The sequence below is a fragment of the Polaromonas jejuensis NBRC 106434 genome (assembly GCF_001598235.1).
GTDB classification, from domain to species: Bacteria; Pseudomonadota; Gammaproteobacteria; order Burkholderiales; family Burkholderiaceae_C; genus Polaromonas; species Polaromonas jejuensis.
On sequence record NZ_BCYO01000033.1, the window covers coordinates 26,996 to 40,138 of the forward strand.

Below are 13,143 nucleotides of genomic sequence, written 5' to 3' on the forward strand. Positions count from 1 at the left end.
AAGGGCTAAAGTGACCGATGTCGCAACACGCCAAACGGAGCTGCCATGAAATATGAGAGCATCCTGGACGCGATCGGCCACACGCCGCTGGTACGCCTGAACCACCTGACCCGGCAGCTGCCCTGCGCGGTCTACGCCAAGCTGGAGTTCCTGAGCCCGGGCGGTTCGGTCAAGGACCGCATCGGCATGTACATGATCCAGCAGGCCGAGCGGCGCGGCGAGATAGCCCCCGGCGCCACCATCGTGGAATGCACCTCGGGCAACACCGGCATGGGCCTGGCGCTGTTCGCCGCCGGGCGCGGCTACAAGACGGTGTTCACCATCGCCGACAAGCAGTCCAGGGAAAAAATCGACATGTTGCGGGCCATGGGGGCGCACGTCCTCGTCTGCCCCACCGACGTGCCGCCCGACGATCCGCGCGGCTACATCCAGGTGGCGCAGCGGCTGGCGCGCGACATCCCCGGCGCCTTCCTCTGCAACCAGTACGACAACCCGGACAACACGCTGGCGCACTACGCCAGCACCGGCCCCGAAATCTGGGACGACACCGGGGGCATGGTGACCCATTTCGTCTGCGGCATGGGCACTTGCGGCACCATCAGCGGCGCCGGCCGCTACCTCAAGGAACAAAACGCCATGGTCCAGGTCATCGGCGTCGATCCGCAGGGCTCGATCTTTTACGAGCTGTTCCACCACGGGGTGACGGTGCAGCCCCATGTCTACCGGCTCGAAGGCATAGGCGAAGACTTCATCCCCAAGGCACTGGACTGGCACACCATCGACAACGTGGTCCAGGTCAGCGACCGGGACAGCTTTCTGATGGCGCGCCGGCTGGCCCGCACCGAGGGCATCTTCGCCGGCGGCTCCTCGGGCGCCGCGATGCTGGCCGCGCTGCAGCTGGCGGAAAAGCTGGGCCCGAACGACCTGGTGGTGGTGCTGCTGCCCGACGGCGGCCGCCAATACCTGGGCAAGCTCTACAGCGACGACTGGATGCGCGAGCACGGCTATTTGGACGCCAAGCCCGATTCCGCACCGCTACCCTGATGTCAGATTCAGCGAGGCACACCATGCGCTTTTCCACCCAGGCCATTCACGCCGGCCAGCCGCCGGACCCGAGCACCGGCGCCATCATGACGCCGGTGTACCTGAGTTCGACCTTCGTGCAGCAGGCGCCCGGCCAGCACAAGGGCTACGACTACGGGCGCACCGCCAATCCCACGCGCAGCGCGCTGGAAGCGAACATCGCGGCGCTGGAGGACGGCGCTTACGGCCTGGCCTTCGCCAGCGGCCTGGCGGCCGAGTCCGCCGTGCTGCAATCGCTCAGCAGCGGCGACCATGTGGTCTGCGGCCAGGACCTGTATGGCGGCACCTACCGGTTGATGACCAAGGTCTTTGCGCGCTTCGGCATTGAGGTCAGCTTTGTCGACGCGACCTCGCTGGACGCGGTGCGCGCCGCGCTGCGGCCGAACACGAAGATCATCTGGCTGGAGACCCCGAGCAACCCGCTGCTCACTGTCTGCGACATCGCCGCCATCGCCCAGCTCGCGCACGAGCGCGCCCAGGGCATCAAGCTGGTGGTCGACAACACCTTCGCCTCGCCCTACCTGCAGCAGCCGCTGCGCCTGGGCGCGGACATCGTCGTCCACAGCACCACCAAATACCTGGGCGGCCACTCGGACGTCATCGGCGGCGCGCTGGTGGTCAAAGACGAGGCGCTGTACCAGGCGCTCAAGTTCCTGCAGAACGCGGTGGGCGCGGTGCCGGGTCCGCTGGACTGCTTCCTGGTGCTGCGCGGCATCAAGACCCTGGCGGTGCGCATGCGCCAGCATTGCGAGAACGCGCTGCAACTGGCGCGGCACCTGGCGGCCCACCCCGAGGTCAGGCAGGTCGCCTACCCCGGCCTGACGTCCAGCCCCCATCACGCGCTCGCCAGCCGGCAGATGCGCGCCTATGGCGGCATGATCTCGCTCGAATTGCAAGGCGGGGTGGAGCGCAACCTGCGCTTCACGACCCAGACCAGGCTGTTCGCGCTGGCCGAAAGCCTGGGTGGCGTCGAATCCCTGATCGGGCTGCCCACGCTGATGACGCATGCCTCCATCCCGGCCGAACAGCGCCAGCAGGCGGGCCTGCCCGACGCGATGGTGCGCCTGTCGGTCGGCCTGGAAGACATCGAAGACCTGACCGAAGACCTGGACCGGGCGATCACCGCATCGCGGCAGGGCTGAGTGCGTCCCTGGCCCCCGGCGTCCATGCATAAATCGGTCTCCAGCCCTTGATGAACGGGCGCATTCAGCTATTTTTTCAATAGCAAATCATACCGGACTGATCCGCCTCAACTCAGCAGCGCCAGGGCCCCGAAGTCGCCCACCCGCTCGCCCAGGCCGGCGGGCAGCAGTTCGAAGCCGCCGGTCAGCGCCGGGAGCTTGCCGAAAATCTGCGCCTGCAGGCGCGGCAGCAAGTAGTCGCGCTGCGGCCAGAACACGCCGCCCCCCAGGCTGATGCGCGCCAGGTCCAGCGTGACGACCAGGTTGTACAGCGCCCGCCCCATGACGCGGCACAACTCGTCCACGATCGCCACGGCGCGTTCGTCCCCGGCGCGCGCCGCCGAAAAAAGCCTGGCCGCGTCCGCGTAGCCCACAGCGGCGAAACGCCGCGCAATCGAATTGCCGGCCACCAGCGCCTCCAGGTCGCCGATGTTGCCGCAGCCGCACAGCGCGTCAAGGTTGTCGCTGACAAAGGCGTGCCCGGCATGGCCGGCATTGCGGTGCTTGCCGCGCAGGATATGGCCGTCAACGCACAGACCAAAGCCGACGCCCGTGCTCCAGGTCACATAGGCGCAGCTGTCGACGCCTTGCAAGGCGCCCCAGCGGCGCTCGGCCTGCAGTGCGCCTACGCCGTCGTTCTCAATCCGTACATTCGCAAATTTCTCGCGCAGCGGCGCTTCGAGCGCCGCGCTGCGCCAGTCGTTGGGCAGACCGCGCGCCGGACCGGCCAGGCCGCCGCAGATATTGGGGTTGGCCAGCGCTATCAGGCCCGCCTCCATCACAAACGGGCCGCAGGACGACACGCCCACGGCCGCTATCGCCTGCTCATCGATGCCCGCCGCTTCGCAGGCCGCCGCGAGCATGCGCAGGATTTGCCGCGCCACGGCATCCGGCGCGCCCACCTTGGCGGTGGGCTCGGAAAGCCGTGCCTGCCAGGGGAAGGACTCACCGGGGTGACAGGCGTCAGCGCCGGCCCCTTCGGCCACCAGGCTGACGGCTATCTTGGTGCCGCCCAGGTCAATACAGGCTTTCATGCGTGCACCTCTTTCAGCTTTTCAGACAAATTTGGCAATCAGGCTGGCAATAAAGCTCAGCAGTATCGTGGTGGTCAGCGGAATAAACCATTCACGCCCAAACAGGCGAAAGCGCAAATCGCCAGGCAAGCGACCAAAACCCAGTTTTTGCAACAGGGGGCTGAACCAGCTGATGCAGATCAGGGCCAGAAAAATGACGATGAACCAGCGGATCATGGCGTGCCGGCTTACAAGGTGTGGCTGCGGTCGCCCGCCGAAAAGCCCAGGGGCGCCCACTCGGCCTGGTTTTTCGCTCCGAAGGCCACGACCTTGAACAGCTCGCCCATTTCGTGTTCATTCACCAGCTTTTGCAGCATGACGCGCTCGGGCAGGCCGGCGTTCTCCAGGCCGTCGAGCAGCCCGCAGTTCAGCAGAAAGCGCCCCTGGCTGGTGTAGCCCAGCACCGGCATGCCGGCCTCCTGCGCGGCCAGCGCGACGCCGGTGAAATTCACATGCGCCGTGATGTCTTTTTCGCCCACGTCGGCCAGCGCGTCGGCGTCGGCCAGGTGGCCGCGGTGGCACATCAGCGTGCCCATGCTGCGCTGCGGGTGGTAGTACTCGTGCTCGGGAAAGCCGTAGTCCAGCAGGAACACGGCCCCCGTCTCAAGCCGGTCGGCCAGCGTGCGCACAAAGCCTTCGGCCTGCGGGTGGATCTCGGTCAGGTAGTCGTGATGGCCCGCCACCTCCAGCGGCGGCCGCAATTCGGTGCGCTGGTCGGCGAACATAAAGTGGCCCTCGTGCGTTTCCCGACGGGCCGCCCCTAGGGAAACACGGCCCCCCTCGGGGGGCAGCGCATTAGACGAAGTCTTCTCTGGGAGCGGCGTAGCCAAAAGCGTGGGGGCCATGACAACGCCGCGCTCGTGCCAGACGCCATTCAGGCGCGCCAGCAGCTTCACCGGCATGGCGTCCAGCACCTCGTTGCCGACCACCACGCCGCGCATCTGCGGCGGCAGCTCGGTCAGCCAGCGCAGCTTGCCGGCGTGCGCGGCCAGCCGCTCGCGCTGGCGCTGCGCCAGGCTGCCCGACAGGTCGACGATGGTGTAGCGCTCGATCTGCGGCCCCAGCGTGTCCAGAATTTGCAGGGCCAGCGCGCCGGAGCCCGCGCCAAACTCCCAGACTTCGGCCGTGCCGGTGGCCGCCAGCGCCTGCGCCAGCTGGCGCGCCAGGGTCTGGCCAAAACGCGGCGACAGCTCGGGCGCCGTCACAAAGTCGCTGCCGCCGGCAGGCATCAGGCCGAATTTGCGGGAATCGTTGGCGTAATAGCCCAGGCCTGGCGTGTAGAGGGCCAGCGCCATGAACTGCTCAAACCCGATCCAGCCGCCGGCGGCGTCAATGGCCTTGACGATGTGGGCATGAAGGTCGGTCGTTAAAATGGGGGGATGGGTCATGTTCGTCACGAATTGTCGGCGATTCACCAATTTACGCCTGGCCCCAGCTTACCCACCTCCACCTGATGACTCCAGCCCCCACCCCACCCGTTGTACTCGTGACTGGCGCCGCCAGGCGGCTGGGCCGCGAGATCGCGCTGGCGCTGGCCGCCGGCGGCTGGCAGGTGGCGGTGCATTACCGCAGCTCGGAAGCCGATGCTATAAAAACAGTAGCTGATTGCGACCGGTTATCGGGCGCTTCAGCCGCTTTTGAAGCTGATTTGACGGATGAGTCCGCGGTCCGCGGCCTGCTGCCGCGCGTGATTGCCCATTTTGGCCGGGTCGATGCGGTGGTCAACAACGCCTCGACCTTTGAGCACGACAGCGCTGCCAGCTTTGGCTTTGCCAGCATGGACAGACATGTGCGCAGCAACACCGGCGCCGCCATCCTGCTGGCGCAGGCGCTGCACGAGCATGTCACGGCCAGAGGCGGCGCGGGCGCCGTCGCCGAGCACGCCGGCCGGTGTGCGGTCATCAACCTGCTGGACCAGAAACTCTGGAACCAGAATCCCGATTTTTTCAGCTACACCCTGTCCAAGGCCGCGCTGGAAGCGGCCGGCACCATGCTGGCGCTGGCGTTGGCCCCCGCGGTGCGCGTGGTCGGCGTGGCGCCCGGGCTGACCCTGACCAGCCATTTGCTGAGCGACGAACAATTCGAGGCGCGGCACAAGCTGTCGCCGCTGGGGCGCTCCTCCACGTCGGCCGATGTGGCGGCCACGGTGAAGTTTGCGTTGGAAAACAACTCCATCACCGGCACCACCCTGCTGGTGGACGGCGGCCAGCACCTGATGAAGTTCGAACGCGATTTTTCGCTGATGTAAGCGCCCCCACCGGACCCCACCCATGTACAACACCCTAGGCACCCAGATCCTGACGCTCACCGGTTTGCGCTTTGACGCCAACCTGGGCATTCTGGACCACGAGAAAACCGCGCCGCAGCCTATCCAGGTCGATGCCGAACTGAGCCTGGGCACGCAGCCGCTGCTGCCCCATGACGATGACATCAACCATGTGCTGGACTACCGCAAGGTGCGCCAGATCATCATCACCGAGTGCACGGCCGAGCATGCCAACTTGCTGGAAACCCTGATCGGCAAGCTGGCGCACCGGCTGATGCTGCTGCCCGGCGTGCTGGGCGTGCGGGTGAAGATTGCAAAACTTGAAATTTTTGACGACTGCGAAGTAGCCATTCGCGTCGAGACAGGACAGTGGTAGACATGAGTGCTCAATGGATAGACGACAAACTAGAGAGTTCTGCACGGGTACAGAACTCGATGAAGATAGAGCGCGAGGACCACAAGCTGGAAAAGCGCCTGTGCCGCGAGGTCGGCCGCGCCATTGTCGACTTCAACATGATTGAAGAAGGCGACAAGGTCATGGTCTGCGTGTCGGGCGGCAAGGACAGCTACGCCATGCTGGACATTTTGCTGAAACTGCAAAAGCGCGCGCCCATCAAGTTCGAGCTGATCGCCGTCAACCTGGACCAGAAGCAGCCCGGCTTTCCCGAGCATGTGCTGCCCGAGTACCTCGCCAAAGTCGGCGTGCCCTTTCACATCGAGAACCAGGACACCTACAGCATCGTCACCCGGGTGATCCCCGAGGGCAAGACGCTGTGCTCGCTTTGCTCGCGGCTGCGCCGCGGCATCTTGTACCGCGTGGCGGGCGAGCTCGGCTGCACCAAGATTGCGCTGGGCCACCACCGCGACGACATGCTGCAGACTTTTTTCCTGAACATGTTTTTTGCCGCCAAGCTCAAGGGCATGCCGCCCAAGCTGGTCAGCGACGACGGCAAGAACATCGTCATCCGGCCCATGGCCTACGTCACCGAAAAAGACCTGACGCGCTGGGCCCAGGTGCAAAACTTCCCCATCATTCCCTGCACGCTGTGCGGCAGCCAGGAAAACCTGCAGCGCAAGCAGGTCGGCAACATGCTGCGCGAGTGGGATAAAAAACACCCGGGCCGGCTGGAAAACATGTTCGCCGCCCTGCAAAACATCGTGCCCTCGCACCTGATGGACAGCCAGCGCCACGACTTCAAGAACATCAAAACCACGGGCGTGGCCGATGCCGATGGCGACAAGGGCTTTGATGCCGAGGAATTCAAGGAACCGAAACTTCCCGGCCATGCCGTGATAGGCATCACGCCAATGACCTCGGGCTAACCCCAGCCTTGCATCAATTAACACTGGAGCCCTTATGAAACGAGCGCTTTCAGCTATCTTTTTAATAGCATTCACGGCATTTTTCATGGCCGGCTGCTCCGGCGTCCGCCTGGTTGACAGCGACGTCACGGCATTCCCCCGCTGGAGCGCGGCGCCGCCCGGCCCCGGCACGGCCTACCGTTTTGAACGCCTGCCCTCACAGCAGGCCGTCGGGGCCCAGCAGGACCAGGTGGAAGGGCTGTCGCGCAGCGCGCTGGCCAAGGTCGGCATGGAGTTGAATCCGCCGCTGGCGCGCTACAGCGTGCAGGTGCTGCTCAATACCCAGAGGGTGGTGCGCTTGCCTTACGATGGTTGGGGTGGTCCGGGTGTGTTCCTGGCCGGCGGCAATCGCGGCGCATCGCTGGGCCTGTCGTTTCCGCTGGGGGTTTCAGAGCCCGACTACTTCAAGCGCGAGCTGAGCATTCTCATGCGCGACGTGGCAACCCAACAGGTCGTCTTTGAAACCCGCGCCCTGCACGATGGTGTGTGGAGCGATACCTTGGCCGTGCTGCCCGCCATGCTGGACGCCGCCCTGCGCGGCTTCCCGCAGCCGCCACCGGGCACGCGCCGGATCAATGTTGAAATTCCGCGCTAGGGATATGGCCCCCACGTTCGCTCACTGCGTGTAGCTCTCTGCCCCCCGAGGGGGCTATTTCACCTTGGGGCGGCCCGGCGGTGAAATGTGGCCCCCACGTTCGCTCACCGCGTGTAGCTCTTTGCCCCACAAGGGGCTGAACTTGCTCGGGGCAGCTGGACAACATATTCAGCGCCTGGCAGAACATCGTGCTGTCGCACCTGATGGACGGAACGCAGCCTGATTTCAACGGTCTAAAAGCCACGGGCATGGCCTGTGCGGAGGGTGACTAGGCCTCCAACCCCGAGGAATTCGCCCCCGCCGCCCTGCCTGGCCTGCCAGTACTGAAAATCTGACAGCACTGACAGTATCTATTGGAGGTTCTTATGAAACCGACTTTGGGCGCTCTTCTATCTGCCGTACTGCTGCTCGGTGGCTGCGCCACCACCCGGCTGATCGACAGCGATGTGCGCAGCTTCTCCAGCCTGCCGGCCGCGCCCTCCAGCGCTGGCGCCGCCTACCGGTTTGAACGCCTGCCCTCGCAGCAGTCCTTCAGCGAGCAGCAGGCCCAGATCGAAGCCATGGCCCAGCAAGCCCTGGCCAAAGTGGGCCTGCAGCGCAATGACAGCGCGGCGAAATACAGCGTGCAAATCGGCGCCCAGGCACAACGCGAGATTCGTTATGACTACGACCCCTGGTGGCCAGGTTGGGGCCCGGGTTGGGGCCCGGGTTGGGGCCCAGGTTGGGGCCCGGGTTGGCGCGGCCACAGCGCGATGTTCTGGCCCTACCCCGCGTACTCCGAAACACGGTGGTACAAGCACGAGGTCAGCCTGGTTCTGCGCGACCTGGCCTCCAGCCAGCTGGTCTACGAGACCCATGCCGTGCACGATGGGTTTTCGCCCGACAGCACGGCCATCTGGCCGGTGATGTTCCAGGCCGCCCTCAGCGGCTTTCCCAACCCACCGCCCGGGATACGCCGGGTGAACATCGAGATTCCACACTGATTTTTCTTCCTGTTTCCCTTGAATCTGCGGGGGATGGGTGGCGCCCCTAAAATCAAGAGAACATGGAACCCACCCGCATCATCGCCATCCGCCATGGCGAGACTACCTGGAATGTGGACTCGCGCATCCAGGGCCACCTCGACATCCCGCTCAACGAAACCGGCCGCAGGCAGGCCAAACGCATGGCCCAGGCGCTGGCGGAGGAGCCCATCACCGCCATTTACGCCAGTGACCTGACCCGGGCCTGGGAGACCGCGCAGTACCTCGGGCGCGCACTTGGCATGGAGGTGACGTCGGAAGAAGGCCTGCGCGAACGCGGCTTTGGCGACTTTGAAGGCAAGACCTTTGCCGAAATCGAAGCACTGCTGCCCGACCAGTCCCTGCGCTGGCGCAAACGCGATCCACACTTTGCCCCGGTCGGCGGCGAATCACTGCTGGCCCTGCGCAGCCGGGTGGTCGAAACCGCCCAGCGGCTGGCCGCCGAACACCCGGGCGAGCTGATTGCACTGGTCGGCCACGGCGGCGTGATGGACGTGCTGTACCGTGCCGCCACCCGGCTGGACCTCCAGGCGCCGCGCACCTGGGCGCTGGGCAACACCGCCATCAACCGCCTGCTCTGGAGCCCCGAAGGCTTCACGCTGGTAGGCTGGGCCGACTCCCAGCACCTGGACGACGACGCGCTGGACGACAACCGGTTTGCCGACGGGGCCGCTTCCGGCTCCGCCAATATCCCCTGAGCCTCCCTAGCCCACATGAGTACCCTGCCGCCCCGCCTGTCCGAGCTGATTGGCAAGCCCGTCAACGACATCGACACCCCTGCCCTGGTGATTGACCTGGACGCGATGAAGCGCAACCTGGGCCGCATGGCCGAGTTTGCCAGGAAGCACAACATCCGCTGGCGCCCGCATGCCAAGCTGCACAAGAGTTCCACCCTGGCCAAGATGCAGATCAAGGCCGGTGCGGTGGGCGTGTGCGTGCAAAAAACCGCCGAGGCCGAGGCCATGGTGGCCGGCGGTGTCTACAACGTCTACATCAGCAATGAAGTCATCGCGCCGGCCAAGCTCGCACGCGTGGCGGCGCTGACGCAAAAGGTGGCCGCGCAGGGCGGCCAGCTCGCCATTGCGGTGGACAGCACCGAGGGCGTGATCCGGCTGGCGCAGGCCATGGCCGAGGCCAGGGCCGGCACCGGTGTGGCCACCGTGATTGACGTGTTCGTGGAGATCGATGTCGGCCAGGGCCGCTGCGGCGTGGAGCCCGGCTCGGCAGCCGTCACGCTGGTGCTGGAAATCCGCAAGCACCCAGCCCTGCGCTTCGCCGGCCTGCAGGCTTACCACGGCAAGGCCCAGCATATTCGCGGCGCCCAGGAGCGGCGCGACGCCATTGCCGGGGCCGTCGAGGCCGTGCTGCTGACGCGCCGGCTGATCGAAGCCCAGGGGATTGCGGTGGACCTGGTGACCGGCGCCGGCACCGGCAGCTTGGTGCGTGAGGCCGCCAGCGGCGTGTACGGCGAGCTGCAGGCAGGCTCCTTCATGTTCATGGATGCCGACTACGCGAAAAACGAGCGTGACCCGGCGCAGCCCCAGTTCGAGCATGCGCTGTTTGTCAAAACGCAGGTGATCAGCACCCACAGCGGCCATGCGGTGTGCGACGCCGGCCACAAAAGCCACGCCATCGACTCCGGCATGCCCTGGGTGCACGCCCTTGACGGCGAACGCGAACTGGACTATTTCAACGGCGGCGATGAGCACGGCATCCTGCGGCCCGCCGCAGGCCACGCACGCTTGCCCGGGCTGGGCCAGGCGCTCTGGCTGATTCCGGGCCACTGCGACCCGACCGTGAACCTGCACGATGTGATGATTGGCGTGAGCGGCGGCCTGCGCCATGGCAGCGTGCAGCGCATCTTCAGGGTGGAAGCCCGCGGCGCACTGACCTGAGGCATTGCCTTGCCGCAAGAGTCGCCCTAAAGAATCGCCCTATCGCAGCGCTTCGGCAGCGCGATCGACGGGCTCATCCCGCGCGATTTGTCCGTCCAGCAGCTCCACCACGCGGTCGCAGCGCGCGGCCAGGCGCGGGTCGTGCGTGACCACGATGAAGGAGGTGCCGCGTTCGGCGTGAATCTTTCGCAGCAGCACGAAGACCTCATTGGACGAAGCGGTGTCGAGATTGCCGGTCGGCTCGTCCGCCAGCACCAGCGGCGGGTCCTGCACCAGCGCACGCGCGATGGCCACGCGCTGCTGCATGCCGCCCGACAGCTCCGACGGCCGCTTGTCCATGGCCTGGGCCAGCCCCACGGCGTCCAGCAGCTCGCGGGCGCGCGCCAGCTGTTGGGCGCTGACGCGGCCCTCAGCCATCAGCGCCGGCAGCGTGACATTTTCCAGCGCGCTGAAGGCCGGCAGCAGGTGGTGGAACTGGAACACGAAGCCCAGGGTGCTGCGCCGGCGCATGGTGAGCGCCGTGTCGTCCAGGCCACGCACTTCCTCACCCTGCAACTGGTAGCGGCCCGAAGTCATGGGTTCGAGCAGACCGATGAGGTTGAGCAAGGTAGTCTTGCCGGAGCCCGAGGGACCGATCAGGGCAATGAATTCGCCGCGCGCCACCCGCAGCGCCAGGCCGTGCAGTACCTCGGCCTCGTTGGGCTGGCCCAGGTTGTAGCTTTTGCGAACCGCGCTGAGCTCGACCAGGGTCTGGGAAGTGTCCGTCGGATTCATGCCTACATCCTGATGGCCTCGGCCGGGTCCATGGCCGCCGCCCGGCGCGCCGGTGCGATGGCCGCCAGCACGCCGCATGCGGTGGCCAGCCCTGCCACCTTCAGCGCCGTGGCCAGCTGAAGACGGATGAAAAACAGCGGCAGCCCGTCGGAGCCATGCACAAAGGTCGTGAACAGCCAGATCATGCCCATGGCCAGTGCCAGCCCCAGCAGCGACCCCAGCGCCCCCACTACCGCGCCCTGCACCAGGAAGACCCGCAACACCTGGCCCCGCGTGGCCCCCATGGCCCGCAGGATGCCGATTTCGCGGCGCTTTTGCACCACGGACACCACCAGCACGCTGGCAATGCCCAGCACCACCACCATCAGCACCACGCCGCGTATCAGCGCCGTGCTGATGGTCTGGGCATTCAGGGCCGCGACCAGCTGGGCGTTGGTTTCCTGCCAGCTTTCCACCTTGTAGGGGAACTGCTGGCGCAAATCCTGCGCCAGCGCCTGGGCCTTCCAGACATCCTTTAGCGTGAGGTCGAGGTTGGTGGCGCCGCCCGGCAGGCCCAGCAGGTTCTGCGCGGCGCGCAGCGGCACGATGACGGTGCGACGGTTCAGGTCCCGCACGCCCAGGTCCACCAGGGCCGTCACCCGCACCGAATCGCTCACGCTGCCGGTTTGCACCGTCAGGCGGTCACCCACATGCACGCCCAGGTCGCTGGCCAGCTCGCGGCCTATGATGGCCTCGCCGGGCGCCAGCCGCGGCGAGCCGCTCACCACCTTGGAGCGCAGCCCGATGATGCGGTCGTAGCGGTCCAGGTCCACGCCCGTCAACGCAATCGCCTGGGAAGCCTCGCCGCGCAGGGCCAAACCACCGCCCGCCACCATGGGCGAGACGGCCGCAATCGCGGGCATGCGCTCCAGCACAGGCAGCAAGGCCTGCCAGTTGGCCACGGAGCGCAGGCGCTGCGCACGCGGCTGGGTTTCGGTCAGCGTGCGGCCATCCGGCGCGGGCGGCCGGGCCGGCGTCACCACGTCGTCGGGCGCGCGCACGCTGACATGGGCTTGTGCGCCCAGCGTCTTGGTCAGCGTGTTGCCTTGCAGGCCGCTGATCAGTGCCGAGATATAGGCCACCACCGCCACGCCCGCCGCCACGCCCACGATGATGAGCAGGGTCTGCATGCGCCCCTCGCGCAGGAAACGCAGCGCCACGCGCAGTTCGAAGCCGAGCCAGCGGGACATGGCGGACCGTTCAGCGCCCCATGGCGTTGGTCATCACCGCCCCCAGGTCCTCGCGGCTGGCCCCCGGCAGGCCAGAGGCGGCTTGGAAAGCCACGACGCGGGGGCGCACCCGGTCACCGGCCTGGACCTCGCCGCCCAGCAGCACGGCCTCGCCTTCGCGCACCCCCTCCAGCACCTCGACCGCGCCCAGCGTGCGCAGGCCCAGGCGCACCGGACGCGCTTGCGCGCGTCCGCCCTCCGCCACCAGCACGGTGGCGGCGCTGTTCGTGGACGGGGCATGCAGCGCCGTCAGCGGCAGCACCAGCGCGCGGTCGCGGCGTGCGGTTTCCACCTCGACCGACAGCGTCATGTCCTCGCGCAAGAAGGCGGGCGCCTCCTGGGTCAGCGCCAGCTTCACCTCGATCGCACCGCGCTGGGCATCGACCGCGGGCGCGATGCTCAGCACCTGCGCGGCAAAGGGCTGGCCGGCAAAGGCATCGGCCAGCACCGCGGCCTTTTGGCCGGTTTGCAACTGGTCCAGGAAGCGCTCATCGACCTGCGCCACCAGTTGCGTGGGGCCGGACAGCGCCAGGCTCAGCAGCGCCGCGCCGGGCTGCACGATCTGGCCCGGCTCCACCGTGCGCGACAGCACCCGCGCATCGGTGGGCGCGCGCACCGCCGCCT

General features: G+C 66.6%; 15 protein-coding genes. 9 read left to right on the plus strand and 6 right to left on the minus strand.

The features are described 5' to 3' along the window. Nucleotides 1-45: 45 nt before the first annotated feature. Both PJE01S_RS21655 and PJE01S_RS21660 read left to right on the plus strand, forming a co-directional pair. Nucleotides 46-1,044: a PLP-dependent cysteine synthase family protein gene (locus tag PJE01S_RS21655; RefSeq protein WP_068835798.1), complete on the plus strand. Its 999-nt coding sequence runs from the start codon at nt 46-48 to the stop codon at nt 1,042-1,044. Nucleotides 1,045-1,067: 23 nt separating this feature from the next. Next, nucleotides 1,068-2,225: a cystathionine gamma-synthase gene (locus PJE01S_RS21660; RefSeq protein ID WP_068835799.1), complete on the plus strand. Its 1,158-nt coding sequence runs from the start codon at nt 1,068-1,070 to the stop codon at nt 2,223-2,225. 107 nt (nt 2,226-2,332) lie between these two features. Here PJE01S_RS21660 and PJE01S_RS21665 read toward each other — a convergent pair whose 3' ends face one another. Genes PJE01S_RS21665 through PJE01S_RS21675 form a run of 3 tightly spaced genes read right to left on the minus strand, consistent with a single transcriptional unit; the run spans nt 2,333 to nt 4,725 of the window. Then, a complete protein-coding gene (locus PJE01S_RS21665; protein ID WP_068835800.1) occupies nt 2,333-3,298 on the minus strand; it encodes an ROK family protein in 966 nt (321 codons plus the stop codon). A gap of 21 nt (nt 3,299-3,319) precedes the next feature. Next, a complete protein-coding gene (locus PJE01S_RS25395; protein WP_068835801.1) occupies nt 3,320-3,514 on the minus strand; it encodes a DUF2905 domain-containing protein in 195 nt (64 codons plus the stop codon). An 11-nt stretch (nt 3,515-3,525) separates the two neighbouring features. Further along, entirely contained in the window at nt 3,526-4,725 is a 1,200-nt protein-coding gene (locus tag PJE01S_RS21675; RefSeq protein WP_068835802.1) for a class I SAM-dependent methyltransferase, read from the minus strand. A gap of 65 nt (nt 4,726-4,790) precedes the next feature. Here PJE01S_RS21675 and PJE01S_RS21680 point away from each other — a divergent pair, with 65 nt between their 5' ends. From PJE01S_RS21680 to PJE01S_RS21710, 7 genes are all read left to right on the plus strand, one after another. Continuing rightward, nucleotides 4,791-5,585, plus strand: a complete 795-nt coding sequence (locus tag PJE01S_RS21680; RefSeq protein WP_068835803.1) for an SDR family oxidoreductase — start codon at nt 4,791-4,793, stop codon at nt 5,583-5,585. Nucleotides 5,586-5,607: 22 nt separating this feature from the next. Then, nucleotides 5,608-5,979 carry a dihydroneopterin aldolase gene (locus PJE01S_RS21685; RefSeq protein WP_068835804.1) on the plus strand — a complete coding sequence of 124 codons (372 nt, stop codon included), beginning with the start codon at nt 5,608-5,610 and terminating at the stop codon, nt 5,977-5,979. A gap of 2 nt (nt 5,980-5,981) precedes the next feature. After that, nucleotides 5,982-6,926, plus strand: a complete 945-nt coding sequence (ttcA, locus tag PJE01S_RS21690; RefSeq protein ID WP_068835805.1) for a tRNA 2-thiocytidine(32) synthetase TtcA — start codon at nt 5,982-5,984, stop codon at nt 6,924-6,926. Nucleotides 6,927-6,960: 34 nt separating this feature from the next. Beyond that, entirely contained in the window at nt 6,961-7,560 is a 600-nt protein-coding gene (locus tag PJE01S_RS21695) for a DUF4136 domain-containing protein (RefSeq protein ID WP_068835806.1), read from the plus strand. 365 nt (nt 7,561-7,925) lie between these two features. Continuing rightward, nucleotides 7,926-8,543: a DUF4136 domain-containing protein gene (locus tag PJE01S_RS21700; RefSeq protein WP_068835807.1), complete on the plus strand. Its 618-nt coding sequence runs from the start codon at nt 7,926-7,928 to the stop codon at nt 8,541-8,543. 62 nt (nt 8,544-8,605) lie between these two features. Further along, on the plus strand, nt 8,606-9,280 hold the full coding sequence (locus tag PJE01S_RS21705) for a histidine phosphatase family protein (protein WP_068835808.1): 675 nt from the start codon (nt 8,606-8,608) through the stop codon (nt 9,278-9,280). A gap of 15 nt (nt 9,281-9,295) precedes the next feature. After that, complete coding sequence (locus tag PJE01S_RS21710) at nt 9,296-10,477, plus strand: DSD1 family PLP-dependent enzyme (RefSeq protein ID WP_068835809.1); 1,182 nt, start codon at nt 9,296-9,298, stop codon at nt 10,475-10,477. A 39-nt stretch (nt 10,478-10,516) separates the two neighbouring features. Here PJE01S_RS21710 and PJE01S_RS21715 read toward each other — a convergent pair whose 3' ends face one another. The 3 genes from PJE01S_RS21715 to PJE01S_RS21725 form a co-directional block, all read right to left on the minus strand. Beyond that, a complete protein-coding gene (locus tag PJE01S_RS21715; RefSeq protein WP_068835810.1) occupies nt 10,517-11,251 on the minus strand; it encodes an ABC transporter ATP-binding protein in 735 nt (244 codons plus the stop codon). Nucleotides 11,252-11,253: 2 nt separating this feature from the next. Next, nucleotides 11,254-12,480: an ABC transporter permease gene (locus tag PJE01S_RS21720; protein WP_068835811.1), complete on the minus strand. Its 1,227-nt coding sequence runs from the start codon at nt 12,478-12,480 to the stop codon at nt 11,254-11,256. A gap of 10 nt (nt 12,481-12,490) precedes the next feature. Further along, on the minus strand, nt 12,491-13,143 hold a 653-nt coding region (locus PJE01S_RS21725), incomplete at its 5' end, for an efflux RND transporter periplasmic adaptor subunit (protein ID WP_157090436.1).

Excerpts from the sequence above, each read along its gene's own strand:
- PJE01S_RS21655 (WP_068835798.1), top strand. The coding sequence starts at position 46 with ATGAAATATGAGAGCATCCTGGACGCGATCGGCCACACGCCGCTGGTA.
- PJE01S_RS21660 (WP_068835799.1), top strand. The coding sequence starts at position 1,068 with ATGCGCTTTTCCACCCAGGCCATTCACGCCGGCCAGCCGCCGGACCCG.
- PJE01S_RS21665 (WP_068835800.1), bottom strand. The coding sequence starts at position 3,298 with ATGAAAGCCTGTATTGACCTGGGCGGCACCAAGATAGCCGTCAGCCTG.
- PJE01S_RS25395 (WP_068835801.1), bottom strand. The coding sequence starts at position 3,514 with ATGATCCGCTGGTTCATCGTCATTTTTCTGGCCCTGATCTGCATCAGC.
- PJE01S_RS21675 (WP_068835802.1), bottom strand. The coding sequence starts at position 4,725 with ATGACCCATCCCCCCATTTTAACGACCGACCTTCATGCCCACATCGTC.
- PJE01S_RS21680 (WP_068835803.1), top strand. The coding sequence starts at position 4,791 with ATGACTCCAGCCCCCACCCCACCCGTTGTACTCGTGACTGGCGCCGCC.
- PJE01S_RS21685 (WP_068835804.1), top strand. The coding sequence starts at position 5,608 with ATGTACAACACCCTAGGCACCCAGATCCTGACGCTCACCGGTTTGCGC.
- ttcA (WP_068835805.1), top strand. The coding sequence starts at position 5,982 with ATGAGTGCTCAATGGATAGACGACAAACTAGAGAGTTCTGCACGGGTA.
- PJE01S_RS21695 (WP_068835806.1), top strand. The coding sequence starts at position 6,961 with ATGAAACGAGCGCTTTCAGCTATCTTTTTAATAGCATTCACGGCATTT.
- PJE01S_RS21700 (WP_068835807.1), top strand. The coding sequence starts at position 7,926 with ATGAAACCGACTTTGGGCGCTCTTCTATCTGCCGTACTGCTGCTCGGT.
- PJE01S_RS21705 (WP_068835808.1), top strand. The coding sequence starts at position 8,606 with ATGGAACCCACCCGCATCATCGCCATCCGCCATGGCGAGACTACCTGG.
- PJE01S_RS21710 (WP_068835809.1), top strand. The coding sequence starts at position 9,296 with ATGAGTACCCTGCCGCCCCGCCTGTCCGAGCTGATTGGCAAGCCCGTC.
- PJE01S_RS21715 (WP_068835810.1), bottom strand. The coding sequence starts at position 11,251 with ATGAATCCGACGGACACTTCCCAGACCCTGGTCGAGCTCAGCGCGGTT.
- PJE01S_RS21720 (WP_068835811.1), bottom strand. The coding sequence starts at position 12,480 with ATGTCCCGCTGGCTCGGCTTCGAACTGCGCGTGGCGCTGCGTTTCCTG.